This is a genomic window from Bacillus hominis (genome assembly GCF_018332515.1).
In the GTDB taxonomy this organism is placed as follows: Bacteria; Bacillota; Bacilli; order Bacillales; family Bacillaceae_G; genus Bacillus_A; species Bacillus_A hominis.
Genome location: NZ_BOQD01000172.1, coordinates 19334 through 46211, shown reverse-complemented (window position 1 = coordinate 46211; position 26878 = coordinate 19334). Strand labels below are relative to the sequence as shown.

Annotated in this window: 22 protein-coding genes, 15 tRNA genes and 1 pseudogene; 33 read left to right on the top strand and 5 right to left on the bottom strand. The window is 38.7% G+C overall.

What is annotated here, in order from left to right; translation table 11 throughout:
- The first annotated feature begins 26 nt into the window (after positions 1–26).
- From KI356_RS17520 to glgP, 23 genes and pseudogenes are all read left to right on the top strand, one after another.
- A tRNA-Pro gene (locus KI356_RS17520) sits at positions 27–100 on the top strand.
- Between the two features lie 13 nt (positions 101–113).
- A tRNA-Ala gene (locus tag KI356_RS17515) sits at positions 114–186 on the top strand.
- Between the two features lie 20 nt (positions 187–206).
- Positions 207–283 (top strand) — tRNA-Met (locus KI356_RS17510).
- Between the two features lie 4 nt (positions 284–287).
- A tRNA-Ile gene (locus KI356_RS17505) sits at positions 288–364 on the top strand.
- Positions 365–381: 17 nt separating this feature from the next.
- Positions 382–474, top strand: a tRNA-Ser gene (locus tag KI356_RS17500).
- Between the two features lie 27 nt (positions 475–501).
- Positions 502–578, top strand: a tRNA-Met gene (locus KI356_RS17495).
- 3 nt (positions 579–581) lie between these two features.
- A tRNA-Asp gene (locus KI356_RS17490) sits at positions 582–657 on the top strand.
- 15 nt (positions 658–672) lie between these two features.
- Positions 673–748, top strand: a tRNA-Phe gene (locus KI356_RS17485).
- A 14-nt stretch (positions 749–762) separates the two neighbouring features.
- Positions 763–838, top strand: a tRNA-Thr gene (locus KI356_RS17480).
- 10 nt (positions 839–848) lie between these two features.
- Positions 849–924, top strand: a tRNA-Lys gene (locus KI356_RS17475).
- A 13-nt stretch (positions 925–937) separates the two neighbouring features.
- Positions 938–1008: transfer RNA gene (locus tag KI356_RS17470), tRNA-Gly, on the top strand.
- Positions 1009–1018: 10 nt separating this feature from the next.
- Positions 1019–1095: transfer RNA gene (locus tag KI356_RS17465), tRNA-Ile, on the top strand.
- 7 nt (positions 1096–1102) lie between these two features.
- Positions 1103–1177, top strand: a tRNA-Asn gene (locus KI356_RS17460).
- 6 nt (positions 1178–1183) lie between these two features.
- A tRNA-Ser gene (locus KI356_RS17455) sits at positions 1184–1274 on the top strand.
- Between the two features lie 6 nt (positions 1275–1280).
- Positions 1281–1352, top strand: a tRNA-Glu gene (locus KI356_RS17450).
- 80 nt (positions 1353–1432) lie between these two features.
- Positions 1433–1762: an RNA polymerase sigma factor gene (locus KI356_RS17445; protein WP_307856635.1), complete on the top strand. Its 330-nt coding sequence runs from the start codon at positions 1433–1435 to the stop codon at positions 1760–1762.
- A pseudogene (locus KI356_RS17440) lies at positions 1737–1892 on the top strand (anti sigma factor C-terminal domain-containing protein); the annotation flags it as partial. The gene KI356_RS17445 and the pseudogene KI356_RS17440, both read left to right, overlap by 26 nt.
- 425 nt (positions 1893–2317) lie before the next feature.
- The gene (locus tag KI356_RS17435; protein WP_128282866.1) at positions 2318–3262 is read left to right on the top strand and encodes an L-lactate dehydrogenase; all 945 of its coding nucleotides are present in this window, start codon (positions 2318–2320) and stop codon (positions 3260–3262) included.
- A gap of 675 nt (positions 3263–3937) precedes the next feature.
- Positions 3938–5875, top strand: coding sequence for a 1,4-alpha-glucan branching protein GlgB (gene glgB / locus KI356_RS17430; protein WP_128282867.1), 1938 nt, complete (start codon positions 3938–3940; stop codon positions 5873–5875).
- On the top strand, positions 5823–6953 hold the full coding sequence (glgC, locus tag KI356_RS17425) for a glucose-1-phosphate adenylyltransferase (protein ID WP_070145297.1): 1131 nt from the start codon (positions 5823–5825) through the stop codon (positions 6951–6953). The genes glgB and glgC overlap by 53 nt, the downstream gene beginning before the upstream one ends.
- 18 nt (positions 6954–6971) lie before the next feature.
- Positions 6972–8006 (top strand): glucose-1-phosphate adenylyltransferase subunit GlgD, encoded by a 1035-nt coding sequence (glgD, locus tag KI356_RS17420; RefSeq protein WP_212936014.1) that lies wholly within the window; start codon positions 6972–6974, stop codon positions 8004–8006.
- A gap of 137 nt (positions 8007–8143) precedes the next feature.
- Entirely contained in the window at positions 8144–9574 is a 1431-nt protein-coding gene (gene glgA, locus KI356_RS17415; protein ID WP_128282869.1) for a glycogen synthase GlgA, read from the top strand.
- Between the two features lie 18 nt (positions 9575–9592).
- A complete protein-coding gene (gene glgP, locus KI356_RS17410; RefSeq protein WP_212936013.1) occupies positions 9593–12001 on the top strand; it encodes a glycogen phosphorylase in 2409 nt (802 codons plus the stop codon).
- A gap of 112 nt (positions 12002–12113) precedes the next feature.
- On the opposite strand, the gene KI356_RS28415 is transcribed toward glgP, so the two are convergent.
- Positions 12114–12248: a hypothetical protein gene (locus tag KI356_RS28415; RefSeq protein WP_265176555.1), complete on the bottom strand. Its 135-nt coding sequence runs from the start codon at positions 12246–12248 to the stop codon at positions 12114–12116.
- Positions 12249–12324: 76 nt separating this feature from the next.
- A complete protein-coding gene (locus KI356_RS17405; protein ID WP_128282871.1) occupies positions 12325–13047 on the bottom strand; it encodes a lipase family protein in 723 nt (240 codons plus the stop codon).
- A gap of 141 nt (positions 13048–13188) precedes the next feature.
- Here KI356_RS17405 and KI356_RS17400 point away from each other — a divergent pair, with 141 nt between their 5' ends.
- Positions 13189–13959, top strand: a complete 771-nt coding sequence (locus KI356_RS17400; protein WP_212936012.1) for a MerR family transcriptional regulator — start codon at positions 13189–13191, stop codon at positions 13957–13959.
- A gap of 23 nt (positions 13960–13982) precedes the next feature.
- Here KI356_RS17400 and KI356_RS17395 read toward each other — a convergent pair whose 3' ends face one another.
- The gene (locus tag KI356_RS17395) at positions 13983–14765 is read right to left on the bottom strand and encodes a TIGR00266 family protein (protein ID WP_128282873.1); all 783 of its coding nucleotides are present in this window, start codon (positions 14763–14765) and stop codon (positions 13983–13985) included.
- Between the two features lie 323 nt (positions 14766–15088).
- Here KI356_RS17395 and cspD point away from each other — a divergent pair, with 323 nt between their 5' ends.
- A complete protein-coding gene (gene cspD / locus KI356_RS17390; RefSeq protein ID WP_001193051.1) occupies positions 15089–15289 on the top strand; it encodes a cold-shock protein CspD in 201 nt (66 codons plus the stop codon).
- A gap of 43 nt (positions 15290–15332) precedes the next feature.
- Here the strand turns inward: cspD and KI356_RS17385 are convergent, their stop codons facing one another.
- Together KI356_RS17385 and KI356_RS17380 are read right to left on the bottom strand one after the other, a co-directional pair.
- Positions 15333–16064, bottom strand: coding sequence for a yteA family sporulation protein (locus KI356_RS17385; RefSeq protein WP_128282874.1), 732 nt, complete (start codon positions 16062–16064; stop codon positions 15333–15335).
- A 124-nt stretch (positions 16065–16188) separates the two neighbouring features.
- The gene (locus tag KI356_RS17380; protein ID WP_128282875.1) at positions 16189–17142 is read right to left on the bottom strand and encodes a 1,4-dihydroxy-2-naphthoate polyprenyltransferase; all 954 of its coding nucleotides are present in this window, start codon (positions 17140–17142) and stop codon (positions 16189–16191) included.
- Between the two features lie 194 nt (positions 17143–17336).
- Between KI356_RS17380 and KI356_RS17375 the strand changes: the two genes are divergently transcribed.
- The 8 genes from KI356_RS17375 to KI356_RS17340 all read left to right on the top strand — a co-directional run bounded on the left by KI356_RS17375 (position 17337) and on the right by KI356_RS17340 (position 26877).
- Positions 17337–18731: an isochorismate synthase gene (locus KI356_RS17375; protein ID WP_128282876.1), complete on the top strand. Its 1395-nt coding sequence runs from the start codon at positions 17337–17339 to the stop codon at positions 18729–18731.
- Positions 18728–20482 (top strand): 2-succinyl-5-enolpyruvyl-6-hydroxy-3-cyclohexene-1-carboxylic-acid synthase, encoded by a 1755-nt coding sequence (gene menD / locus KI356_RS17370; RefSeq protein WP_212936011.1) that lies wholly within the window; start codon positions 18728–18730, stop codon positions 20480–20482. The genes KI356_RS17375 and menD overlap by 4 nt, the downstream gene beginning before the upstream one ends.
- Positions 20479–21291 carry a 2-succinyl-6-hydroxy-2,4-cyclohexadiene-1-carboxylate synthase gene (gene menH / locus KI356_RS17365; RefSeq protein WP_212936010.1) on the top strand — a complete coding sequence of 271 codons (813 nt, stop codon included), beginning with the start codon at positions 20479–20481 and terminating at the stop codon, positions 21289–21291. Before menD ends, menH begins: the two co-directional genes overlap by 4 nt.
- Positions 21292–21360: 69 nt before the next feature.
- Positions 21361–22179: a 1,4-dihydroxy-2-naphthoyl-CoA synthase gene (menB, locus tag KI356_RS17360; RefSeq protein WP_000963893.1), complete on the top strand. Its 819-nt coding sequence runs from the start codon at positions 21361–21363 to the stop codon at positions 22177–22179.
- Positions 22180–22422: 243 nt separating this feature from the next.
- Complete coding sequence (locus KI356_RS17355) at positions 22423–23868, top strand: o-succinylbenzoate--CoA ligase (RefSeq protein WP_212936009.1); 1446 nt, start codon at positions 22423–22425, stop codon at positions 23866–23868.
- Positions 23869–24975: an o-succinylbenzoate synthase gene (gene menC, locus KI356_RS17350; RefSeq protein WP_212936008.1), complete on the top strand. Its 1107-nt coding sequence runs from the start codon at positions 23869–23871 to the stop codon at positions 24973–24975.
- Positions 24976–25079: 104 nt separating this feature from the next.
- Positions 25080–25778 (top strand): response regulator transcription factor, encoded by a 699-nt coding sequence (locus KI356_RS17345; protein WP_212936007.1) that lies wholly within the window; start codon positions 25080–25082, stop codon positions 25776–25778.
- Entirely contained in the window at positions 25771–26877 is a 1107-nt protein-coding gene (locus KI356_RS17340) for a sensor histidine kinase (RefSeq protein WP_212936006.1), read from the top strand. The genes KI356_RS17345 and KI356_RS17340 overlap by 8 nt, the downstream gene beginning before the upstream one ends.
- Position 26878: the final 1 nt, after the last annotated feature.

The following is a 26878-nucleotide window of genomic DNA, read 5'->3' as shown; positions in this document are numbered from 1 at the left end:
CTCCTCTCGGGCGCGTTTTTTCTTAACGGGAAGTGGCTCAGCTTGGTAGAGCACCTGGTTTGGGACCAGGGGGTCGCAGGTTCAAATCCTGTCTTCCCGATATTTCAACATATGGGGCCTTAGCTCAGCTGGGAGAGCGCCTGCCTTGCACGCAGGAGGTCAGCGGTTCGATCCCGCTAGGCTCCACTTATTTGAATATCACTTATGGCGGTGTAGCTCAGCTGGCTAGAGCGTACGGTTCATACCCGTGAGGTCGGGGGTTCGATCCCCTCCGCCGCTACCATAAAGGACCTTTAGCTCAGCTGGTTAGAGCAGACGGCTCATAACCGTCCGGTCGTAGGTTCGAGTCCTACAAGGTCCACCACTCAAAGTTCATATCTCGGAGGTATACCCAAGTTCGGCTGAAGGGATCGGTCTTGAAAACCGACAGGCGGCGAGAGTCGCGCGGGGGTTCGAATCCCTCTACCTCCTCCATTTTTTCTAAATTAAATATTATATCATCGCGGGGTGGAGCAGTACGGTAGCTCGTCGGGCTCATAACCCGAAGGTCGCAGGTTCAAATCCTGTCCCCGCAACCAAATGGTCCCGTGGTGTAGTGGTTAACATGCCTGCCTGTCACGCAGGAGATCGCCGGTTCGACCCCGGTCGGGACCGCCATTTTTTTTACATAAAGGCTCGGTAGCTCAGTCGGTAGAGCAGAGGACTGAAAATCCTCGTGTCGGCGGTTCGATTCCGTCCCGAGCCACCATTTTGAAGTCGCAAGCCGGCTTAGCTCAATTGGTAGAGCAACTGACTTGTAATCAGTAGGTTGGGGGTTCAAGTCCTCTAGCCGGCACCACTTTCAAAATGAGCCATTAGCTCAGTTGGTAGAGCATCTGACTTTTAATCAGAGGGTCGAAGGTTCGAATCCTTCATGGCTCACCATTTTTAATTTAATGCGGGTGTAGTTTAGTGGTAAAACAAGAGCCTTCCAAGCTCTGGTCGAGAGTTCGATTCTCTTCACCCGCTTATCTATTATGGGCCTATAGCTCAGCTGGTTAGAGCGCACGCCTGATAAGCGTGAGGTCGATGGTTCGAGTCCATTTAGGCCCACCATAATTATTCCGCAGTAGCTCAGTGGTAGAGCTATCGGCTGTTAACCGATCGGTCGTAGGTTCGAGTCCTACCTGCGGAGCCATATTATAGAGAAGTACCCAAGTGGCTCAAGGGGCTCCCCTGCTAAGGGAGTAGATCGCGAACGCGGTGCGAGGGTTCGAATCCCTTCTTCTCTGCCAGATTTTGGCCCGTTGGTCAAGTGGTTAAGACACCGCCCTTTCACGGCGGTAACACGGGTTCGAATCCCGTACGGGTCATACTAAAAGAGATAGCAGATTATGCTATCTCTTTTTTGTTGTGTAAAAGCGGACTTTGGATAGTCCGCTTTTTTTATGAAATGTTGTATACTTTTTTCTATTTCAATCGTCTAACTAATAGAAAGGAGAGAGCGATGGAGTATGAAAAGATTATTATAGAAACATCTAAAAGTATTTATAGATACTTGCTTAAAATTGGGATAGCGCCAGCAGAAGCAGAGGATATCGTTCAAAATACGATACATAAAGCGCTATTATCTATACCTAATATGAAAATTACTTATATAAAAACATGGTTATTTCAAGTAGCGATTAATAGGCATCGTGATTTAGCAAGGAGGCAAAAATGTATTGAAGAAATTTCGATTGAAGCTGTTAAATTAATTGGATCGAAAGGGAAAGTATTATGAAGAATATAAACGTATATATGATTACCTGAGAGGGAAGAAAACAAAACCAAGTGAGCAAGATGTAAAAGTTATTGGAGTTGTTGTAACAGGAACGGCTGCGGATTTACAAAAATTAAACGGTGAGAAGTAGGTAAAAGCTGCTGTATTAGAGGCTACTGCGGAAAATAAATAATATAGATAGAAGAAGTTGTCTCTAAATGGGTAATCTATTGGAGACAGCTTCTTTATATTACTATCATTTTTGGATTTTGTCGGTAAGTCGATATAATTAGGGTTTCGGTCGCCGATATAATTTCACTTACTAAGAAAACGTTAAGAAAAAGCTTTCACAAACTGGGTAAAACGTGTGGATTGGGATGGATTTCACACTCACGCCAATAACTTTACACTCTATGTGAAAAAGTTCACAAATAGGTCATAATTTGTGAAGTAATTCACAATAATCCGTGCTACAATATGTATGTAAAGAAGTTAAACAACATTAAATTAGTATTTTAATTAATTACTTAAACAATAATAAATAATATATGTGAACAATAGAGAGGGGAAATTAACATGAAAAAAGGTATCAATCGTGTAGTATTAGTAGGAACAGGAGCTGTAGGTTGTAGTTACGCTTACTCAATGATCAACCAAGGTGTAGCAGAAGAATTCGTACTTGTAGATGTAAATGAAGCAAAAGCAGAAGGGGAAGCAATGGACTTAAGCCATGCGGTACCATTCTCTCCATCACCAACAAAAGTTTGGAGCGGTAGCTATGCAGATTGTAAAGATGCAGATTTAGTAGTTATCACTGCTGGATTACCACAAAAGCCAGGTGAAACTCGTTTAGACTTAGTTGAGAAAAATACAAAGATCTTTAAACAAATCGTTCGCGGTATTATGGATAGCGGATTCGATGGAATCTTCTTAATCGCAACAAACCCAGTTGATATTTTAACTTACGTAACTTGGAAAGAATCTGGCTTACCAAAAGAGCGCGTAATTGGTTCTGGTACAACTCTAGACTCTGCTCGTTTCCGTTACATGTTAGGGGACTACTTAGATGTAGATCCACGTAACGTTCATGCTTACATCGTTGGTGAGCACGGTGATACTGAACTTCCAGTATGGAGCCACGCTACTGTAGGTGTACAAAAACTAGAAACAATCTTAGCGAACAACGAACAGTATAACCAAGAAGATTTAGATAAGATCTTTGAAAATGTACGCGATGCAGCTTACCACATTATCGAACGTAAAGGCGCAACTTACTACGGAATCGGTATGTCACTACTTCGTGTAACTAAAGCGATCTTAAGCAACGAGAACAGCGTATTAACTGTATCTGCATACCTTGAAGGGCAATATGGTGAAAAAGATGCTTACGTAGGCGTTCCAGCTGTTATTAATCGCGAAGGTGTGCGTGAAATCGTAGAACTTGAATTAAACGAAGAAGAGAAAGCGAAATTCGCTCATTCTGTAAAAGTATTAAAAGAAACAATGGCACCAGTACTATAATAATTGCTAAATAATTCAGAGGCGGGAAACTGCTTCCTACCTCTGAATTTTTATATAATTTAATATAAATTCCTTTTCCGGTTTCCCTTGTATATCCCCAATATACCCCTTTTGCTGGATAAGGGTCGTTTATAGAAAAAAGCACTCTATTTTTGAATAGAGTGCTTTTATATGTTATTTTTTCGGTGTTAGTCCTAATTTCTTTAAAATATCTGTCAGTGTCCCGCTTTTTGATTTTTCTACAGGTGTTTGTGATTTTGTTGCATCTGGTTCTTATCTTATGAATTGTAATTGCAAAGTTTATTGTTCTTTATTGAGAATAAGTATATGCTTATGAATTTTACATTTCAATAAATTTTGTCACAAAAAATGTTGAGAAACATTTTTTTATGACAGATTATTTGTTTGAATTTTACGAGGAAAATAGTGTGAAAAACAGGGAGAAATCAATAAAGTAAATATTGAGCAACAATGAAAGGTGAAAATAGTAAGGAGAAATGAAGCGTTTGCAATGAATATTCGTCAAAATTCGATATTTTACACAGTAAATTTGAATATTTTAAGCCAAATTAAAGAAAAAAACGTATATTTTTAAAAAAATAACAAGGATATTTCAGTTTTTCGCAGAAATAATAAAGAGTAAAAAATTTCTGTCATCTTAGTGAGGTGAACATATTGGATGTAATAAATTGCGAAGAAGTGAAACGAGATGAGTTTCATACAGAAAAGTACTATGACAGTTATAACATCTTTGGGGCACATATTGTGACGGAAGATGGGATACGAGGTGTACGATTCACAGTATGGGCTCCTCATGCGAAAGCAATGAGTGTTGTTGGGGATTTTAATGAATGGGATTATGAGCAACATAAGATGCTACAAGTGACAGAAGAGGGGATTTGGTCCTTGTTTGTACCGCATATTGAAGAGAATGAGATATACAAGTATGCGATTGAAACGATGGACGGTGGCGTTATTTTAAAAGCAGATCCTTACGCAGTATATGCAGAAGTAAGACCAAATACGGCATCTGTAGTTTTTGATATAGAGGGATATGAATGGGATGATAAAAACTGGATTCGTAAGAGAAAGAAAAAATCGATTTATAAAGAAGCGATGACAGTTTATGAATTACATTTCGGTTCTTGGAAAAAGAAAGAAGATGGTGCTCTGTACTCTTACAGAGAAATGGCCGAGGAGCTCATTCCGTATGTGGTGGAACATCAATTTACACATATTGAAATTATGCCGCTTGTTGAGCATCCATATGATCGTTCTTGGGGATATCAAGGAACGGGATATTATGCAGCTACAAGTAGATTCGGCACGCCACATGATTTGATGTATTTTGTCGATGAATGTCATAAATATGGAATCGGTGTCATTTTAGATTGGGTGCCGGGGCATTTTTGTAAAGATGCTCACGGTTTATATTTGTTTGATGGGACACCGACTTATGAATATAAAGATATAGATGTACAAGAAAACCAAGTATGGGGAACTGTTAATTTTGATTTAGGGAAAAGAGAAGTACGTAATTTCTTAATTTCAAATGCGTTATTTTGGATGAGGTATTTCCATATTGATGGTTTCAGGGTAGATGCAGTTGCGAATATGCTGTACTGGAATAAAGAAGGAAAAGAGCAAAGTAATGAACACGCTGTTTCTTTCTTACGAGAGTTAAATGAAGCTGTGTTTGCAGAAGATGAAGAGTTTCTTATGACAGCAGAAGATTCAACAGCTTGGCCACTTGTAACAGCTCCAACATACGAGGGTGGACTTGGGTTCAATTATAAATGGAATATGGGTTGGATGAATGACGTGCTGAAATATATGGAATGTGCACCAGAGTACCGGAAATACATTCATGAGAAAATGACATTCTCTTTACTATATACTCACTCTGAAAACTTTATATTGCCGCTTTCTCATGATGAAGTCGTTCATGGGAAAAAGTCGTTATTAAATAAAATGCCGGGAGATTACTGGGATAAGTTCGCCCAACTTCGTTTATTATATGGATATTTCTTTACTCATCCAGGTAAGAAATTACTCTTTATGGGTGGAGAATTCGGGCAATTTGATGAGTGGAAAGACCTTGAAGATTTAGATTGGAATTTACATGACTTTGAAATGCATCGTTATATGCATGATTACTTTAAAGAGCTCATAGCATTGTATAAGCGCTCAAAACCACTTTGGCAGTTAGATCACTCGCCTGAAGGATTTCAGTGGATTGATGCTAATAATAATGAGCAAAGTATTTTCTCGTTTATCCGCCAAGGGGATAAGCAGGAAGATGCGTTAGTTGTCGTATGTAATTTTACGAAAGCTACATATGAAAACTATAAAATAGGTGTACCAGATTTCGAGTATTATAACGAAATTTTAAACAGTGACTCGGCGCAATATGGCGGATCGGGGCAAGTTAATAAGAAACGTCTCAAGACGGTTCTAGAGCCATATCATAATCAAGCGGCACATGTAGAAATTACAATTCCACCATTTGGCGTATCCATATTACGACCAGTGAAGACGAGAAAGGGGAGTAAAAAACAAGATGGCTCAAAAACAAAAGTGCGTAGCAATGTTACTAGCAGGGGGAAAAGGTAGTCGTTTAAGTGCATTAACAAAAAATTTAGCCAAGCCAGCTGTTCCATTTGGTGGTAAATATCGCATTATTGATTTTACGTTAAGTAACTGTGCAAACTCCGGTATTGAAACGGTGGGGATTTTAACACAATATCAACCGTTAGAACTTCATAATTATATTGGAATCGGAAATGCTTGGGATCTTGATCGTGTAAACGGTGGAGTTACTGTGTTACCCCCTTATGCGGAGTCTTCAGGTGTGAAGTGGTATACGGGTACGGCAAGTGCTATTTATCAAAATCTAAACTATTTAAGTCAGTATGAACCAGAATATGTCCTTATTTTATCAGGCGATCATATTTATAAAATGGATTACAGTAAAATGCTAGATTACCATGTTGAGAAAGAAGCAGATGTTTCAATTTCTGTTATTGAAGTGCCTTGGGATGAAGCGAGTCGCTTTGGCATCATGAATACAAATGAAGAGATGGAAGTTGTTGAATTTGAGGAGAAACCGCAATTTCCAAGAAGTAATCTTGCATCAATGGGAATTTATATTTTTAACTGGGCTATTTTAAAAGAATATTTAGAGATGGATGCAAGAAACCCTGAATCTAGTAATGACTTCGGAAAAGATGTACTTCCGCTTTTATTAGATGAAGGGAAGAAGTTGATGGCGTATCCGTTTGAAGGATATTGGAAAGATGTTGGAACGGTGAAAAGCTTATGGGAAGCGAATATGGATTTACTTCGCGATGAAACATCGTTGAATTTAAATGATCGTAATTGGCGCATTTATTCTGTGAACCCAAATGAGCCACCTCAATATATTGCAGAACAGGCAAAAGTAGAAGAGTCACTTATTAATGAAGGGTGCGTCATTGAAGGGGACGTGAAGCATTCTGTTTTATTCCAAGGAGTGACGGTGGAAGAAGGTAGTATGGTGATCGATTCTGTCGTTATGCCTGGGGCAAAGATTGGTAAAAACGTTGTGATTGAACGAGCGATTGTTGGATCGGAAATGGTTATTGAAGATGGGACAATAATTCGCCCAGAAAAAAATGTTGATGACGTAGTACTAATTGCTGAAGGGAAATAGAAAAGGGGGATGAAATGAATGGGAGAAAAAATGTTAGGAATTATTAATGCAACGGGAAGTTTTCCTTCCTTAAAGAAAGTAACAGGGCATCGTTCATTAGCGGCGTTACCGTTTGGAGGCCGTTACCGACTCATTGATTTCATGCTTTCAAATATGGTGAATTCTAACATTCATAGCGTGGCGGTTTTTACAAGTCATAAAAATCGTTCTTTAATGGATCATGTCGGTTCAGGACAACAGTGGGATTTAGATAGAAAGCGTGATGGACTGTTTTTATTCCCACCGAACTGCCAATGTGATCAAGATGAATTTGGATCTTTTGCACATTTTAGAAGACATATTGATTATTTTCTAAGAGCTAGAGAAGAATACGTTGTTATTACGAATAGCCATCTCGTAACAGCATTAAATTTTCAAGCGGTGTTAGAGCGACATATACATACGGAAGCTGATATTACTGAAGTTTGTCATGAAGGGGTTTCGCTTCAAACATACGTGTTAAAGAAACAATTATTGTTAGATTTATTTGAGACATATAAAGATGTGGAGCAATACAGTTTATTTGATGTAGTGAGAGAAAAGCGCGGAAAATCACTGCATATTGCTACGTACGAACATACAGGATATGTAGCTATTATTGATTCGATTGAAAGCTACTATAAACATACTCTAGAAATTTTGCAGCCTTCTATTTGGAAGCAATTATTTAAGAAAGAAGTACCAATCTTTACGAAAGTAAAAGATGAGCCACCAACTCGTTATATGAAGGGTGCAGTAGTGAAAAATACGATGATTGCAAACGGCAGTATTATTGAAGGTAAAGTGGAAAATAGTGTTGTCTCCCGTTCTGTTAAAATTGGAAAAGGTTCAATTGTTCGTAATAGTATTATTATGCAAAAGAGCCAAATTGGAGATAATTGCATAATAGACGGTGTTATTATTGATAAAGATGTGAAACTTGGCGACGGCGTAGTGTTAAAAGGAAGTGCTGATGAGCCATATGTTGTAGAAAAAGGTAGTGTACAAAATAGTACAATCAACAGTTATTCGTAAATAGCAGGTGCATAATTAGTGGGGGATTTAGAAAACCCCCACTAATTAAGGTTTTACTCTATATGAAAACTTGAAGGGAGGAAGCTGTAAGAAGAGCGATTTATGATGTATACGCTTTTCGTGCAGTGGGACAACAGGTGAATATTTTATTTGCAGTATCAGAATGTGTACCGTTTATTAAATCCGGAGGTTTAGCCGATGTAGCAGGAGCGCTCCCAAAGGAATTAAAAAAATTAGGAGTGAATGTTCGCATTATACTTCCAAACTACAGTCTTATCCCGAAAGAGTTAAGAGAAGGATGTACGCTTCACAAAGTAATTAACGTTCCTCTTGGATGGAGAAACCAATATTGCGGGATTTTAAAAGGTGAGCAGGATGGGATTACGTATTACTTAATAGATAATGAATATTATTTTAAGAGAGATTCTCTATATGGCCATTATGATGATGGGGAGCGTTTTTCTTATTTTTCAAAAGCAGTTTTAGAGTGTATTCCGCATCTCGATTTCGAAGTAGATGTTCTTCATAGCCATGATTGGCATACAGCTATGGTGAATTTCTTACTTCGTGAAAAGTATCAAGATAACCCGTTATATGAGCATATTAAAACGGTATATACGATTCATAACTTGCAGTTCCAAGGTGTATTTCCTCCTGAAGTGATGTATGACTTACTGGATCTTGGTCATGAATATTTTCATAGTGAACAGCTTGAGTTTTATGGAAACGTGAACTTTATGAAAGGCGGTATTATCGCATCTGACCAAATTACAGCGGTTAGCCCGACATATAAAGAAGAGATTCAATATGAGTTTTTCGGTGAGAAGTTAGATGGATTGCTACGAAAGTATAATGATAAGCTTAGTGGCATTGTAAATGGAATTGATACGAGCGTATATAATCCAGAAACAGATCCATATATTACGGCTCAGTATAGTGCAGAGTCGCTAGATGAAAAGAATGAAAATAAACGCGCATTGCAGCGTTATTTTGGTTTACCAGAAAAAGAAGATACACCAGTTATTTCGATGGTAACACGATTAACAAAGCAAAAGGGGCTTGATCTAGTACGTACTGTATTCCGTGAAATAATGGAAGAAGATGTGCAATGTATTATTTTGGGGTCAGGCGATTCTGAATACGAGCAGTTCTTTGAATGGATGGCATACGAGTATCCAGAAAAGGTAAAAGTATATATTGGATTTAATGAAGCGTTAGCGCACCAAGTGTACGCGGGAAGCGATTTATTTTTAATGCCATCGTTGTTTGAACCGTGTGGACTTGGACAACTTATTGCGCTCGCATATGGCACGATTCCAATTGTAAGAGAAACAGGCGGATTAAATGACACTGTACATTCTTACGATGAGGAAACTGGAATTGGGAATGGCTTTAGCTTTACGAATTTTAATGCGCATGACATGTTACATACGATTCTTCGTGCAATTGAGTTTTATCAAGATAAACCAGTATGGGATAGGCTTGTAAAGCAAGCGATGACTGAAGATTATAGCTGGGGAAAATCGGCTCTTGCATACAAGAAATTGTATAAAAGTCTCATGGAATAACATTCAGGTGGTGAAAAAATGTTTACTCATGTTGAAAGCTTCAAATCCGCTTTTCTAGAAAAATTAGAAACGATGTATGGGAAAAGTTTCAAAGATTCTACAACTCGTGATCAGTATAATACGCTCGGTCATATGGTACGTGAGTATATGAATAGTCAATGGATTGCAACGAATGAAAGTTATCGTTCTGGAGATCAAAAGCAAATGTATTATTTATCCATTGAGTTTTTACTTGGACGTTTGCTTGGCAGTAACATATTAAATTTAGGCATTCGAGATGTATGCGAAAAAGGACTTTTTGAACTTGGAATTTCTTTGCAAGAGTTAGAAGAGATTGAAGCAGATGCTGGCCTTGGTAATGGTGGGCTTGGACGTTTAGCAGCCTGTTTCCTCGATTCACTCGCTTCTTTAAACTTACCAGGACATGGCTGTGGTATTCGTTATAAGCATGGTCTGTTTGATCAAAAAATTGTTGATGGCTATCAAGTAGAATTTCCAGAACAGTGGCTTCTTCATGAAAACGTTTGGGAAGTAAGAAGGTATGACCAAGCCGTAGAAGTAAGTTATTTTGGCAACGTTGAACCACTAGAAATTGATGGACGTTTAGAGTTCAGGCATACAAATGCAGAAGTTATTATGGCAGTACCATACGACGTTCCAGTTGTAGGGTATGAAACAAGTACTGTGAATACGCTTCGGCTTTGGAATGCGGAGCCAGTTCCCTTTCCGCAAAATTGTAAAGATATTTTGAAATATAAGCGTGAAACAGAGGCCGTATCGGAGTTTTTATATCCAGATGATACGCATGATGAGGGGAAAATACTTCGTTTAAAACAACAGTATTTCCTCGTATCAGCAAGTTTGCAAAATATCGTTCGTATGCATAGGGAGAGACACGGTAGTCTTCGTCAGTTACATGAAAAAATCGCGATTCATATAAACGATACACATCCGGTTCTAGCAATTCCAGAACTTATGCGTATTTTATTAGACGAAGAAAAATTGACATGGGAAGAAGCTTGGCGCATAACAACGCAGACGATTTCCTATACGAATCATACGACGTTATCAGAAGCGCTTGAGAAATGGCCAATTCACATTTTTAAACCGTTATTACCGAGAATTTATATGATTATTGAAGAAATTAATGAACGTTTCTGTCATGAGCTTTGGAACCGTTATTCGTACGATTGGAAGCGTATTGAGGATATGGCCATTATTGCGCATGACCTTGTGAAAATGGCTCATTTAGCGATTGTTGGTAGCCATAGCGTTAACGGTGTGGCGAAAATTCATACAGAAATTTTAAAGCAGCGTGAAATGCGATTGTTCTATGAATTTTATCCAGATAAGTTTAATAATAAAACGAATGGAATTGCTCATAGGCGCTGGCTAATGAAGGCGAATCCGCAGCTGACGAATCTTATTTCGGAAGCGATTGGAGAAGAATGGAAGAAAGAGCCGATTAAATTGCAAGCTTTACAAGCATTTTATCAAAATGGTAGTTTTCAAGAAAAGCTTGCAGGGGTAAAACAAGAGCGTAAGATTATTTTAGCGGAGCGCATTCATAATAAAATGGGGATCACGATTGATCCAAATTCTATTTTTGATGTGCAAGTGAAAAGGCTACATGCCTATAAACGACAGTTATTAAATGTTCTTCATATTTTGTACTTGTATAACCGTTTAAAAGAGGATACTAGTTTTTCATTTTACCCGCGTACTTTTATTTTTGGAGCGAAAGCATCACCTGGCTATTATTATGCGAAGAAAATTATTAAATTAATAAATGAGCTTGCAAGAAAAGTAAATACCGATCCGTACGTAAGTCAATTTATGAAAGTTATCTTTCTAGAAAACTACCGAGTTTCTTTAGCGGAAGATGTATTCCCAGCGGCAGATGTAAGTGAACAAATTTCAACTGCGAGTAAAGAAGCGTCAGGAACAGGTAACATGAAATTCATGATGAATGGTGCAATTACACTCGGAACGTTAGACGGAGCTAATATTGAAATAAAAGATCGGGTCGGTGATGATGCCTGCTTCATTTTCGGCTTAACGGCGGATGAGGTTCTTCATTATTACCAAAATGGCGGATATCGTGCAAGTGACTATTATCATCACAATATGCACATTAAAAAAGTAGTCGATCAGTTAACGAATGGTTTCTTTGCACAGTCGGGAGCTGAATTTGAAGCGATTTATGATTCCCTCGTTATTCAAAATGATGAATACTTCGTTCTTCGAGATTTTAGCCCATATGCTGAAAGACAAGAAGCTGTTGGAAGGGCCTATGAAAATAGGAAGAAATGGCTGGAAATGTCGATTTTGAACATTGCACAATCTGGGCATTTTGCGAGTGATCGAACAATTTTGCAGTACAGTAATGAAATTTGGGGTATTGGTAATACTGTTAAACTTTTTTAGATGAAAGCCCCTTTTGAAGGGGCTTTTATTTATTCACTTTTAAAACAGGGATGCGCTTGCTTAGAAAAATAAAACGAGCTTAATGAGATTAAGCTCGTTTTATTTATTTTGCTTAAGAAAGGTAAGGCATGAATGTATATATTATACCTGTTCCGCCATATTCCCCTGTCGCAAAGTATGAAAATGTAAAGAAACCTGTAACCGAAAAAATTACAATGAGAAAAAGTGCAAAGATAAATTTTAACATGTAAGGTCCCCTCATCCAAAAGTAATTTCATAGATTATTATAGTATACAAATATTTAATTTCCAATTGTTTACTGGTTAAAAATGAGAGGTCAGACATGTTTTGTATGTTGTAATGGCATGATTATTTGTAATGGATTTTGTATTTTTTGTAAATGTCATGTTGTGATGGACGTGTGCATATTCCCAGTTTTGATCATTAAAATTAACATTGCGCGGAGGGAGAAGAGGAACGACATCAAATAAATTGACAAAACGAAAGCTACTAGCTACTTGCAGCTTATAATAATTTCGAAAGGCGATATCTCCAACTTTTGGAGAGGCAAATGTATAAAGACCGTACTGTGCGAAGGCAGTATTTATACGTGCATCTAGTATGTGTAGTGTAGCGAGTGCACCTCCTAAGCTATGGCCTGTTGCAAGAAGTTTCTTATGGGCTGGTAATGACACGAGCATATCCATAATAGGATCCCGGCAAGATTCATAAATTGAAAGAAAGCCGTTATGAACATTTCCGCTATTTAAAGCGTATGGGTATGGCCTTTGGTTGACGAGTGAATCGATAATCCAATCTGTATCTGTTTGTGTGCCCCTAAAAGCTACAATAATTGTATCTTCAGATTCTAATATGAACCCAAACCATTCCATCGTTTGAATCGCTTTTCCTTGAAAGCCTTGTACATATTGAAATCCATCAGGTATTTCAAAAATCCCATTTTGTTTATATTGTTCATACGTTAGATCGCAGCAAGAAGCTAATAATATGGCAGTATCTTTATCAAAGGATAAAGGAGTACGCATCGAGAAAGCCCTCCTTAAGAAAAGGTATAGTTCAATATATGCAGTGAGGGACTTGATTCATTCTTTTTGAAAAAAGGCTTGAACCTACAGTTACGTGAGGGAGTATGATTTTTGTAGACATATTGTTAGGAGGAGTGTAGGGTGAGCAAAAAAGAAGTTTATTCAATTGGTGAGTTTTCAAAGAGAACGGGCACATCGATACGTACACTGCAATATTACGATGAGATTGGATTACTTAATCCAGAAAAAAATATTAGCTCTGGCCACCGCGCATATAGAGGGAAGGATATTTTAACATTACAAAAGATAGTGAGTTTGAAGATTTTGGGATATAGTCTAGATGAAATACGTTGTATGTTTAGTATGCCGAGTTTAAATATGAGCTTAAAGGAAACGTTGCAAAATCAGAAAAGAGCTTTCGAAGAGAAAAAGAGACAGCTTGAGGTTTCCATGAAGGCAATTGAACGAACAATTTTATTGCTTGAGGAAGATGAACAGGTAGATAGTGACATATTAATAAGTTTAATTAGTAGCATCCAAAAAGAAAACGAACAACGATTATGGCTCGAGGAATCCATACCGAGGGAAATGATTGAGGAATTATATAATAAACCTGAGGAAGGGATGATGGAACTAGATAAAGAGTTTGTCCGCTTATCAAAAGAAGTAAAAAGGTTATTTGGAAAACCAATCGATGACCCAGAAGTACAAAATCTTGTGGACCAACATATGAAAGCAACCTTTAAGTATGTTGGTGAAGAGGCAATGTACTCTTTAAGTAAATTAGAGAGTGTAGAAGAACAATATAATAATATGATGCCGTCCCCTTATACGGAGGAAGAAGAGGCATGGCTCAATAAAGCGATGGAATACTACATGATCCAAAATGGTTTGTATAGTCCACCTAAATAAAAAGCGCCCCATAAGGGCACTTTTTACTCTTTTCCATCTAAAAGACGACCAAGTCCACCTAAAACGCTGCCTTCACCGCTGCTTTGAGCTGCTGGGCTTGTAAGACGAGCTGCTAAGCGACTAAGTGTTAAGGACTGAATCCAAACCGTTCCAGGACCTTCTAGCGTAGCGAAGAATAAACCTTCTCCGCCAAATAGAGCTGTTTTTACTTTTCCAACGAATTGAACATCATAATTAACGTCTTTTGTCATTGCAACGAGACAACCTGTATCAATGCGAAGTTTTTCACCAGGTTTCAATTCACGCTTATATACTGTTCCGCCTGCGTGCATGAAAGCGAGTCCGTCACCTTCAAGTTTCTGCATGATGAAACCTTCACCACCGAAGAAACCAGTTCCAATTTTCTTTGTAAATTCGATTCCGATAGAAACACCTTTTGCAGCACAAAGAAATGCATCTTTTTGGCAGACTACTTTTCCTTGATATTCTGTTAAATCAACAGGAATAATTTTTCCAGGATAAGGAGCGGCGAATGATACGTGACGTTTGCCATGGCCCGTATTTGTAAAGACAGTCATAAACATGCTTTCACCTGTAACGAGACGTTTACCTGCGCCCATTAATTTACCGAATAGACCACCAGATGGTCCAGAACCATCACCGAAAATCGTTTCCATTTCGATATGATCTTCCATCATCATCATTGCGCCAGCTTCTGCGATAACGCTTTCTTCTGGATCTAATTCAATTTCAACAAACTGCATATCATCGCCATATAATTTATATTCGATTTCATGTGCTTGCATTTTTTTCACCTCATCATATGTAGTAATTATATTGTACAGAAATCAAAGGAATTAGAATACTGTATTTTTGTTAATTTTTTGAATAAAAATAGAATGAAAATTTAAGGTTATACTAGGATTATAAAAAACGATAGGGTGAAAGTGTTCTCATTTGACGTTTTCGATATAGCATGATATAGTGAAAACACTATTGAGCTACATAATGTGGTACGGAAATAAAGCACGTTGTATTAAAGGCTGTAAGCTTGTTATACATTCATGTCCTTTATATCCACCTTTTCATGTGGATTCATAGTTTCATTTTTATTTAGGAGGTACATGACATGCAAACAGGTAAAGTTAAATGGTTTAACGGCGAAAAAGGTTTTGGCTTCATCGAAGTTGAAGGCGGAGAAGACGTATTCGTACATTTCTCAGCTATTCAAGGCGACGGCTTCAAAACTTTAGAAGAAGGTCAAGAAGTTTCTTTCGAAATCGTTGATGGAAACCGCGGACCACAAGCAGCTAACGTTACAAAAAACTAATTAGCTAGCGAAAAAAAGCATTCCGAATTTCGGAATGCTTTTTTTATGCTTTAGAACCAGACTCATCTGAAGATAATTCACCCTTAAAGGTGCGTTCTTCAAAGTCATCGAGCATTTGTTCATATTCTTCATGTTCTTCTGTAGCGAAAACTTGCGGATTTTTCCCATACATATCCGTACCGATAAAGTTTTCAAAATCCTCTACGTAGCCTACGTTTTCCTCACTATTTACGTACATGCCATTATAGTTTTTTGAATCTTGTCTTTCTAAATCAGACGGTGTTTCGGACGTTCCGTAATTTGCGACATCTTGCCAAGCATCTTCCGCATCGTACTCAACAGAATGATCTTCATCGTGCTTGTGGAAAGAAGGAGATAACACTTCTTCTTCAACTGGTCGCGTTTCCATATTTAATTTATTTGTCGCGTGCTGAATGCATGTTGTAGCAGTTGGCATTGCTTCTAATCTTTCAAATGGAATTTCCTCACCAGACACTTCACAAATACCGTACGTACCAGCTTCAATTTTTTGCAGGGCATGTTTCGTATCTTCTAGCTGTTTATGCCAAAGTTCGATGAGTCCGAAATCTTTTTCACGTTCATATAATTCTGTTGCCATATCGGCCGGATGGTTATCGTAGCTAGATAATTCTCCAACGGAATCGCGTTCAGATGCACGGTCTTCATTTTCATGTGTTTGAATCGTTTGCTCTAGTTCTTGTTTTTGTTTTTCTAAAACGGATTTAAATTGATTTATTTGTTGTGGAGTTAACATAGGTCGTCCACCTTCCTACAATTCAGTTTCTTTACATAGTATGAGCGTTGGGGGTGGGAATTATGAGGTGAATTTCGGCTGAGAAGTTAGTACATGAAAAAAGAGCTGCATAAGCAGCTCTTTCTTATAGGAAATATCCAAGTAATAATCCGATTCCCATTAGGAGACCGAAAATTGTATTTGTTTTTGCTGTTGAAATCATCGCAGGTACCATTTCCATTGGAATGCTTTTGCCGATAAAGCCCTTCGTTGCTTTAAATGCTTTCGGAGCACTTAAAAATACGATAAGCATCCATGGTGATACGATGTTAACGATAATTAAAGCGATTGTCCAAATGTAGGCAACGATAAACATAGAAGCGAGAACACCAACGGCTCTTTCGCGTCCAACGAGAATTGCTAGCGTTTTACGACCATTTTCTTTATCGCCATCTAAGTCACGAATATTGTTAGATAGTAAAATCGCACCAATTAAAATGGAGCTTGGAATAGATAATAAAATTACTTCCGATGTTACTGTTCCTGTTTGAATAAAGAATGAAATACCAATAATAATGACACCCATAAATAATCCTGCTGTAAGTTCTCCAAATGGTGTATACGCAATTGGAATTGGGCCACCTGTGTAAAGGTAGGCAACGGCCATACAAACAAGACCGATTGCAGCAAGCCACCAGCTAGAGTTCATACAAATATAAACACCTAATAGCGTTGCGATGCCTAAAAATCCGAATGCTAAGTTAAGCACTGTTTTTGGCTGAATGCCATCGCGGACGATAGCGCCGCCAATTCCAACTGAACCTTCATGATCGAGTCCTCTTTTATAATCAAAGTATTCGTTAAACATGTTCGTTGCTGCTTGAATGAGAAGGCAAGCAAGAAGCATCATAAAGAAAAGAGGAAGATGTATTTGATTTATACCCCCGACCTGCATTGCATAAGCTGTTCCGATGAAAACAGGAACGAAAGCTGCTGTTAATGTATGGGGACGTAATAAACTCCACCAAATGCGCCAGCCTGTTTGTTTACTTGGCTTTTGCGCTGTAGGAGAGGAATTCGTTTCGACGTTCATTTCCATGTTGAATCCTCCTTAGGTCACATATTGTACACAATTAAGTGTAGAAAAAGCATCATTTAGTGTCAACGTTTATTTTCTAGGAAGAGAAGGTGAATTTCTCAGAAATGCTAAACGTTGACAGGCCTTTCCTTTGAGGTGTATCTTAAAATCAAGCGTAATTATGACTATTTTTCGCCCATAGGGGGGAGACAATTGTGATTCAAACTAAACAAAAAGGCTTACAAGAAGTTCTTGTTACAGCTATTAAGCGTGCGACTGATGAAAAAACATTAGTTAGTTTTGTAAAACAAATAGATTGGGTGGATCCACTTCTGTTTTATGCAGCAGGAAAAAGGATCGCATTCGAAAATAGATGTTATTTTGCAGACCCAGCTCAGCATGTAATATTTGCTGGAATTGGCTCTGTTTTCACTATAGCAAATTCTTCTCACAAACGCTTTCAAACTGCCCGTGACGAGTGGGATAAAGTAAAAGGGAAAGCATTCGTACAAAGAGAAGGATACGAATTTGGAACAGGACCTCTTTTATTTGGTGGATTTTCATTTGACCAAGAAAAAGAAAAAACGGATCTTTGGAAAGAATTTGATGATACCACATTTTCACTACCAGCATTTTTATTAACTGTAAAAAATGAAAAAGCGTGGTTAACCATTAATCAGTTCGTTTCAGCTGAAGATTGTGCAGAAACTCTTTATAACGAAATTATTTCTGTAGAAGAGAGAATTTTACAAGAGAGTAAATGTGCGCTAGAAGGATCAAAATTAACAGTTACTTCTAAAGTAGAAGTTGATCCGAAGGGCTGGATGAATGCGATTGGAAAAGTGCAGGATGAAATGAAGCAAGGGAACGTGCAGAAGGTTGTATTAGCAAGGGAGCTAAAATTAACGATGGATCAGCATATTGATTCGGTTCTTGTTTTAGAAGCACTTCGCATTGGGCAACCGGATTGTTACGTATTTTCTTTTGATTATAAAGGAGCATGCTTCTTAGGAGCGACACCTGAGCGATTGATTCGAAAAGAAGGCGAGAAGTTTACATCGATGTGCCTTGCTGGTTCAATTGGTCATGGCAATTCTATAGAAGAAAGTAAACAAAATGGTGAGACGCTTCTTCATGATGAAAAGAATTTGGCTGAACACGGTTATGTAGTTAACATGATTCGAGGCGTGCTAAGTGAGCATTGCGAATCTGTTAATATTCCGAAGAGCCCAGGCTTATTAACGACGAAAAATTTAATCCATTTATATACGCCAGTAGAAGCAAAAGGTGATGTAAGTCTTTTAGCGATGGTAGAAGAATTACATCCAACGCCAGCTCTTGGTGGTACACCTCGTCATGAAGCGTTAAAATTAATCCGTGATGTAGAGCTTTTAGATAGAGGATTATATGGTGCACCAATTGGCTTTATAGATGATGAAGGAAATGGTGAATTTGCGGTTGCGCTTCGTTGCGGATTATTAAATGGCGAGAAAGCATCCTTATTTGCCGGCTGTGGTATCGTAATTGATTCAGTAGCGCAGCTTGAATATGAAGAAACAAGTTTGAAGTTTAGACCGATGCTTGGTGCTTTGGAGGAATTAATGAAATGAACAATCATATAGAAGCATTATCATATTATTTAGGCGCGTTCGTAGACGAACTGACGCGTCTAGATGTATGTGATGTTGTCATTAGTCCAGGCTCACGGTCAACGCCGATTGCCTTACTAATGGAACAACATGAAGGAATGAACACATATTTACATGTAGATGAAAGATCAGCGGGATTTTTTGCGCTCGGTATTGCAAAAGCAAAAAAACGTCCTGTTGCATTATTATGTACGTCAGGAACGGCAGCTGCGAACTATTATCCAGCTGTATGTGAAGCTTTTCATTCACGAGTGCCACTTATCGTCTTAACAGCGGATAGACCGCATGAATTAAGAGATGTGGGTGCACCACAGGCGATGAATCAATTTAATTTATACGGTACTTTTGTGAAGCAATTTACAGAGATGGCACTTCCAGAGGCGAGTGAAGCGATGTATCATTACGCGCGTATGACGACGCAGCGTACGATAGCGAGTGCTTGTTTAGCGCCGCAAGGACCTGTTCATCTCAATTTTCCAGTTCGCGAGCCATTAATTCCAGATTTCTTATTAGAAAGTTTATGGGATAAAGGGCGTGGTGAATATACAGGAGTAGTTCAGCAAGGGAACGTGACGATGCCGAGTGAATATGTAGATTCTCTTGTAGGGCGCCTTTCACATATGGAAAAGGGGCTTATTATTTGTGGAGATGATAGTCATCCGGAACTCGCAGCAGCGGCGATAGAACTAGCTGAAAAAACTGGATATCCAATATTAGCAGATCCACTTTCTAATATTCGTAGCGGACACCACGATAAAACGATGGTGATCGACTGTTATGATACATTTTTACGAAATGAACTGTTAAAAGAAACGTGGAAACCGGAAGTTTTAATTCGCTTTGGTGGTATGCCTATCTCTAAAGCATTAACACAGTTTATAAAAAAGCAAACGAAAGCTGTTCATATCGTTGTCGATGAATCTGGACAATGGAGAGATCCAGCTCTTGTTGCGACAGAAGTAGTGCAAGCTGGTGACATTGAATTTTGCAGGGCATTAATAGAGAAAATACCAGCTATGAAAAAGAATGATTGGTTCGGAATGTGGCAACATATAAACGAAAAAACGAAGGAAACGCTTCGTGAGATGGAAACATATGATACTGCATTTGAAGGGAAAGTTATTACGGATATTGTCCGCGTATTACCAGAAGGGGCAACGTTATTTGCGAGTAATAGTATGCCAATTCGTGATACAGATTCATTTTTCTTCACATTTGATAAAAAAATTCAAGTGATGGCAAACCGCGGTGTAAATGGTATTGATGGAATCATTTCAACAGCTTTAGGAGCGAGTATTATTTGTGATCCGCTCGTATTAGTAATCGGTGATTTATCATTTTATCACGATTTAAACGGATTATTAGCTGCAAAATTACATGAATTAAATATAACGATTGTTGTTGTAAATAATGATGGTGGAGGTATTTTCTCATTCTTACCACAATACGAGAAAAAAGAACATTTCGAATCATTATTTGGAACACCAATTGGGCTTGATTACGAGCATGTTGTCAAAATGTATGGTGGTTCATTTAGCCGTGTAAACGGCTGGGAGCAGTTCCGAGAAGAGGTACAAAAAGGAACGACGACAGACGGTTTACACGTTGTGGAAATTTGTACAAATCGTGATGAAAACTTAACATTGCACCGTACATTATGGGCCAAAACGATGGACGTAATTACTACATCTTTACAAGGTGAATCACGATGAAAGTAACGCTGCAAGGTGTATCGTATGAATATGAAGTAGTTGGAAGCGGGGAACCACTTCTACTTCTTCATGGTTTTACGGGAAGTATGGAAACGTGGCGTTCCTTTATTCCTTCTTGGAGCGAGCAGTTTCAAGTCATTCTAGTAGACATTGTTGGACATGGGAAAACGGAAAGTCCTGAAGATGTGACTCATTATGATATTCAAAATGTGGCACTGCAAATGAAAGAACTACTGGATCATCTTCATATTGAAAATGCACATGTACTTGGCTATTCAATGGGTGGTAGACTTGCGATTACGATGACATGCTTATATCCAGAATATGTGCGTTCTCTTCTTTTAGAAAACTGTACAGCTGGACTTGAGAGTGAGGAAGAGCGAAAAGAACGCAGGGAAAAAGATGAACGACTTGCCGATAAGATTGAGCAAGAAGGCACCCGAAGTTTTGTATCGATGTGGGAAAATATCCCGCTATTTGAAACGCAAAAACGTTTAGCGAAAAACGTAAAAGAAGCGGTGCGAAGAGAACGACTTGCTAATAATCCAAAAGGACTTGCAAATAGTCTTCGCGGCATGGGAACAGGGGCCCAGCCTTCCTGGTGGCATAAGCTAGAACAGTTTAATATGCCTGTTCTTTTAATGAACGGGGAATATGATGAAAAGTTCTTTCACATATTAAAAAACATCGAAAAATGCGTCTCGCACGCGAAATTTGTCAAAATTGATGGTGCTGGCCATGCAATTCATGTGGAACAACCGGAAAAGTTTGATACAATAGTAAAGGGATTTCTAAAAACTATGCAGTGATGCTTTTTTCATCTAAGAAGGAAGCCAAACTTATAGAGGAGATCAGAAATATACAAGGAGGTAATAGTAATGGCTATTGAATGGGTAACAGAAGGCAATTACGAAGATATTATTTATTCAACATACAATGGTATCGCAAAGATTTCGATTAACCGCCCTGAAGTACATAACGCATTCCGTCCAAAAACGGTAATGGAGTTAATCAATGCTTTTGCACACGCTCGTGATGATGCAAATGTTGGCGTTATCATTTTAACAGGTGAAGGTGGACGTGCATTCTGTTCTGGCGGCGACCAAAAAGTTCGCGGTCATGGTGGATATGTAGGTGACGACCAAATCCCACGTCTAAACGTATTAGACTTACAACGTCTAATTCGCGCAATTCCTAAACCAGTTATCGCAATGGTAGCAGGTTATGCAATCGGTGGAGGACACGTACTTCATATCGTATGTGACTTAACAATCGCTGCAGACAACGCTGTATTCGGACAAACAGGTCCTAAAGTAGGAAGCTTTGACGGTGGATACGGAGCTGGTTACTTAGCTCGTATGGTAGGCCACAAGAAAGCTCGTGAAATTTGGTACCTATGCCGTCAATACAACGCGCAAGAAGCGCTTGATATGGGCTTAGTAAACACAGTAGTACCATTAGAAGAGCTTGAAGCAGAAACAGTACAATGGGCACAAGAAATTTTAGCAAACAGCCCAATGGCACTTCGTTTCCTAAAAGCTGCATTCAACGCAGACACAGACGGTCTAGCTGGTATTCAACAACTAGCTGGAGACGCAACGTTATTGTACTACACAACTGACGAAGCAAAAGAAGGCCGCGACGCGTTCAAAGAAAAACGCACTCCGGACTTCGGTCAATTCCCTCGTTTCCCGTGATCAAAAGCGGAAGCGGCTCGTTCAGAATGTGAGGGGGATGGAGCTTCTGACGTAGAGGCGCTTTTTGCCTCGTAGGAAGAAGTGAAGCCACCGAACATTCTAGCTGCTGTAGCTAGATGTGATCAAAAGCGGAAGCGGCTCGCCCACAATGTGAGTTGCAACCAAAGATCAAACCGGAAACAAAACAACTAAGAGACTTGATATCATATCAAGTCTCTTTCTTTCATGAAAGGAGAATGAGTGATGGAGACGATGCCTAACTGGTTAATGCAACGTGCATTTTTAACACCTGATCGCACTGCAATTGAAATTGAGGAGGAGAAAGTTACTTTTATGCAGCTGCATGGAAAAGTAGTATCTGTTTGTGAACAACTTTCGCATGTAGGAGTGAAGCGGGCGCAAAAGGTGGCTGTTCTGATGAAAAATGGTATGGAGATGATTACAGTTATTCACGCCCTATCTTACATAGGGGCAGTAGCTGTTCTTTTAAATACGCGTCTTTCAAGAGAAGAGCTACTTTGGCAAATGAATGATGCTGAAGTTGTTTGTTTAGTGACGGATCAAGAGTTTGAGGCTCAAGATGTTCCTGTATATTCATTTGCTGAAGTGATGAATGGACCGAAGGCGGAAGCATCTATACAAGAAGAATTCTCTTTAGAAGAAGCGATAACAATCATTTATACGTCTGGGACGACAGGAAAACCGAAAGGCGTTATTTTGACGTACGGAAATCATTGGGCAAGTGCAGTCGGTTCTTCGCTTAATTTAGGGCTTCGTGATGATGATTGCTGGTTAGCTTGTATGCCGATGTTCCACGTTGGCGGTTTATCTCTTTTAATGAAAAATATTATGTACGGTATGCGCATTTTACTCGTTCCGAAATATGATGCTGAATTTATCCATAAAGCACTTCAAACGAGGGGCGTTACGATTATTTCTGTCGTATCAAAAATGTTAACGGATTTATTAGAACGACTTGGAGATGAAACATATCCATCTTCTTTACGATGCATGTTACTTGGCGGAGGTCCAGCACCGAAACCGTTATTAGAAACGTGTGTAGAAAAAGGAATTCCTGTGTATCAAACGTACGGTATGACAGAAACGTCTTCGCAAATTTGTACGTTATCCGCAGATTATATGTTAACGAAAGTAGGATCAGCTGGAAAGCCGCTCTTTCAATGTCAGCTTCGTATTGAAAAAGATGGTGTAGTAGTGCAGCCACGTGCTGAAGGAGAAATTGTTGTAAAAGGACCGAACGTAACAGGTGGCTACTTTAATCGTGAAGATGCGACGCGAGAGACAATTCAAAATGGATGGCTGCATACTGGTGACCTCGGTTATTTAGATGAAGAAGGATTTTTATACGTATTAGATCGCCGCAGTGATTTAATTATTTCTGGAGGAGAAAATATATACCCAGCTCAAATTGAAGAAGTGTTACTCTCTCATCCGGCGGTAGTGGAAGCTGGTGTTGTCGGTATGAAGGACGAAAATTGGGGGCAAGTACCAGCTGCTTTTGTTGTGAAAAGTGGAGAGGTAACAGAAGAAGAAATTCTTCATTTTTGCGAGGAGAAATTAGCGAAATATAAAGTGCCGAAGAAAGCGTGTTTCTTAGAGGAATTACCACGAAACGCTTCGAAAAAATTGTTAAGACGAGAGTTAAGACAATTACTGGAGGAGATGTAAGTGGAGATAAAAAAGGCAACACTTTATATAACGGAAATGCCACTCGTAATCCCGTTTGCTGCAAGCTACGGAACTTATGAAAAGCGTGAGAGTATTGTCATTGAATTAGAAGATACGGACGGGTACATTGGATTTGGTGAAGTCGTTGCTTTTTCTGAGCCATGGTATACGGAAGAAACGGTGAAGACAGCGCTGCATGTACTTCAGGATTTTTTAATACCTGATTTATTGAAAGCTGAAATTTCTCACCCTAATGAAGTACCATCTTTGTTCCAGCATATAAAGAGAAACCGAATGGCAAAGGCGGGAATTGAAGGGGCTGTTTGGGACTTATATGCGAAGCGTGAAAAGAGCTCACTTGCGACACTGCTTGGCGGAACTAGGTCTGAAATTGAAGTCGGCGTTGTGATCGGGATTAATACAATTCCGGTTATGCTAAAACAAATCGAGAAGTACGTAGAAGAAGGATACGAGCGTTTTAAAGTGAAAATAAAGCCAGAGCATGATTACGAATTATTGAAAGAAATTCGTAAAGAGTTTCCACATATCCCGTTAATGGCTGATGCAAATTCAGCGTATACATTAGCGGATACGGAGAGTCTGAAACGCCTAGATGAATTCCAATTAATGATGATTGAACAACCGCTAGCGGATTACGATTTTCTTGATCATGCAGAGTTGCAAAAGAAAATTGAAACGCCGATTTGTTTAGATGAAAGTATCCATAGTTTAGAAGATGCACGTGTGGCGATTACGCTTGGTAGTTGCCGCATCGTTAATATTAAACCAGGGCGAGTCGGCGGATTAACAGAATCGGTGCAAATCCATAATTATTGTATGGAGCATACCATACCAGTTTGGTGTGGTGGTATGGTAGAGATGGGGATATCACGGGCACAAAACGTTGCGCTCGCTTCATTGCCGAACTTTACGATTCCTGGCGATATATCTGCTTCTAGTCGACATTGGGAGAAGGATATTATTTCACCGGAAGTGACGCTTGAGGGCGGGAAAGTGATTGTATCGCAAAGTGTTGATGCTGAGTATGAAGTTGACCGCGGAAGATTGGAAGAAATAACGAAGCAGCGGATTGTGTTTGAAAGATGAAATAACAAAGGTTACTCTTATGAGTAGCCTTTTCTTATTGTACAAATTGGATAGACTAGTTTAAAATCGAGCGTATGAAAACGGAATGAAGTAGGGGGACTAAAATGAAGCGCATTTCAATTTTAATAGCGGATGATGAGGCAGAAATTGCTGACTTAATTGAGATACATTTAGAAAAAGAGGGTTACCACGTCGTTAAAGCAGCTGATGGAGAAGAAGCCATGCATATTATTCAAACGCAGCCAATCGACTTAGTGGTTTTAGATATTATGATGCCGAAAATGGATGGTTATGAGGTGACGCGTCAAATTCGTGCGAAATATCATATGCCAATCATTTTCTTAAGCGCGAAAACATCTGATTTCGATAAGGTGACAGGCCTAGTACTAGGTGCGGATGATTATATGACGAAGCCTTTCACACCAATTGAATTAGTTGCGCGTGTAAATGCACAACTACGCCGTTTTCTTACGTTAAATCAACCGAAAGTAGCAGAGAATAAATCTGCTTTAGAAATAGGCGGAGTCGCCATTGATCCTGAGCGCAGAACGGTAGATGTGTATGGTGAGCAAATTGAGTTAACACCAAAAGAATTCGATATTTTATATTTATTAGCAAGTCACCCGAAGAAAGTGTACAGTGTGGAAAATATTTTTCAGCAAGTATGGGCTGAAGGGTATTACGAAAGTGGAAATACAGTTATGGTACATATTCGTACGTTGCGGAAAAAACTTGGAGAAGATAAAAGAAAGAATAAGTTAATAAAAACGGTATGGGGAGTAGGGTATACTTTCAATGGCTAAAAAGATGAGAAGCTTTCGTTCGAAGATGGTTATGCTATTTGCGTTAAGTATGATACTAGCTGCTGGCGTAACGTATTTAATTTATGAAGGATTACGGATCTATTATAAATTAGTAGTTCGTTATGAGGATCCTTTAGCTCAATTTCGTTCAATGGTAAGACAAATTGGGGATATTAATTTCTTTTTAATTATTTTCATCCCTCTGTCTATTATGTTTTTCTTCTTCCTTACTAGGCCGTATTTAAAATATTTTGATGAGATTTCAAACGGGATTCATCATTTGGCGAACGGAGATTTTACAAATCAAGTTCAAGTCTCATCAAATGATGAGTTTGGAAATATCGCACGTGAAATAAATGTTGCGAGTGAAAAATTAAAAGAAGCAGTGGAACGAGGAGACTTTGCTGAAAGTAGTAAAGATCAGCTCGTTGTGAATTTAGCTCATGATTTAAGAACACCATTAACATCCGTGTTAGGATATTTAGATTTAATTCTTAAAGATGAGAATTTGACGAAGGAACAAATTAAACATTTTTCTACGATTGCCTTTACGAAATCGCAAAGGCTCGAAAGCTTAATAGATGAGCTATTTGAAATTACACGTATGAATTATGGCATGCTAAAGCTGGATAAAAAACCGATTGATATAAGTGAGTTGCTTATACAGTTAGAGGAGGAATTGTATCCGTTATTAGAAAAACATCATTTAGAAGCTAGATTGAATGTGGATCCTCATTTACCGATGCACGGTGATGGGAAATTGTTAGCTAGAGTATTTGAAAACTTGTTAACAAATGCCGTTCGTTACGGATATGATGGGCAATTTGTTGATATGAATGGGTATGTTGATAATGGAGAAGTTGTCGTACAAATTATGAATTATGGAGATAGCATTCCAGAAGAAGATTTACCTTATCTTTTTGATATGTTTTATACAGGTGATAAAGCGAGAACCGAGAACCGAGGCGGAACAGGTCTTGGACTATTTATCGCTAAAAATATTGTCGAGCAGCATAATGGGACAATCACTGCTGAAAGTAATGTAATTAGAACGATATTTGAAGTGAGGTTGCCAAAAGAAGAGAGCTTAACAATTTAAT

Excerpts from the sequence above, each read along its gene's own strand:
- glgD (WP_212936014.1), top strand. The coding sequence starts at position 6,972 with ATGGGAGAAAAAATGTTAGGAATTATTAATGCAACGGGAAGTTTTCCT.
- KI356_RS17435 (WP_128282866.1), top strand. The coding sequence starts at position 2,318 with ATGAAAAAAGGTATCAATCGTGTAGTATTAGTAGGAACAGGAGCTGTA.
- KI356_RS17395 (WP_128282873.1), bottom strand. The coding sequence starts at position 14,765 with ATGCAAGCACATGAAATCGAATATAAATTATATGGCGATGATATGCAG.
- KI356_RS17385 (WP_128282874.1), bottom strand. The coding sequence starts at position 16,064 with ATGTTAACTCCACAACAAATAAATCAATTTAAATCCGTTTTAGAAAAA.
- KI356_RS17355 (WP_212936009.1), top strand. The coding sequence starts at position 22,423 with ATGGAGACGATGCCTAACTGGTTAATGCAACGTGCATTTTTAACACCT.
- cspD (WP_001193051.1), top strand. The coding sequence starts at position 15,089 with ATGCAAACAGGTAAAGTTAAATGGTTTAACGGCGAAAAAGGTTTTGGC.
- menB (WP_000963893.1), top strand. The coding sequence starts at position 21,361 with ATGGCTATTGAATGGGTAACAGAAGGCAATTACGAAGATATTATTTAT.
- KI356_RS17405 (WP_128282871.1), bottom strand. The coding sequence starts at position 13,047 with ATGCGTACTCCTTTATCCTTTGATAAAGATACTGCCATATTATTAGCT.
- KI356_RS17445 (WP_307856635.1), top strand. The coding sequence starts at position 1,433 with ATGTTGTATACTTTTTTCTATTTCAATCGTCTAACTAATAGAAAGGAG.
- menH (WP_212936010.1), top strand. The coding sequence starts at position 20,479 with ATGAAAGTAACGCTGCAAGGTGTATCGTATGAATATGAAGTAGTTGGA.
- glgC (WP_070145297.1), top strand. The coding sequence starts at position 5,823 with ATGGCTCAAAAACAAAAGTGCGTAGCAATGTTACTAGCAGGGGGAAAA.
- KI356_RS17345 (WP_212936007.1), top strand. The coding sequence starts at position 25,080 with ATGAAGCGCATTTCAATTTTAATAGCGGATGATGAGGCAGAAATTGCT.
- KI356_RS17340 (WP_212936006.1), top strand. The coding sequence starts at position 25,771 with ATGGCTAAAAAGATGAGAAGCTTTCGTTCGAAGATGGTTATGCTATTT.
- KI356_RS28415 (WP_265176555.1), bottom strand. The coding sequence starts at position 12,248 with ATGTTAAAATTTATCTTTGCACTTTTTCTCATTGTAATTTTTTCGGTT.
- glgP (WP_212936013.1), top strand. The coding sequence starts at position 9,593 with ATGTTTACTCATGTTGAAAGCTTCAAATCCGCTTTTCTAGAAAAATTA.
- KI356_RS17380 (WP_128282875.1), bottom strand. The coding sequence starts at position 17,142 with ATGGAAATGAACGTCGAAACGAATTCCTCTCCTACAGCGCAAAAGCCA.
- menD (WP_212936011.1), top strand. The coding sequence starts at position 18,728 with ATGAACAATCATATAGAAGCATTATCATATTATTTAGGCGCGTTCGTA.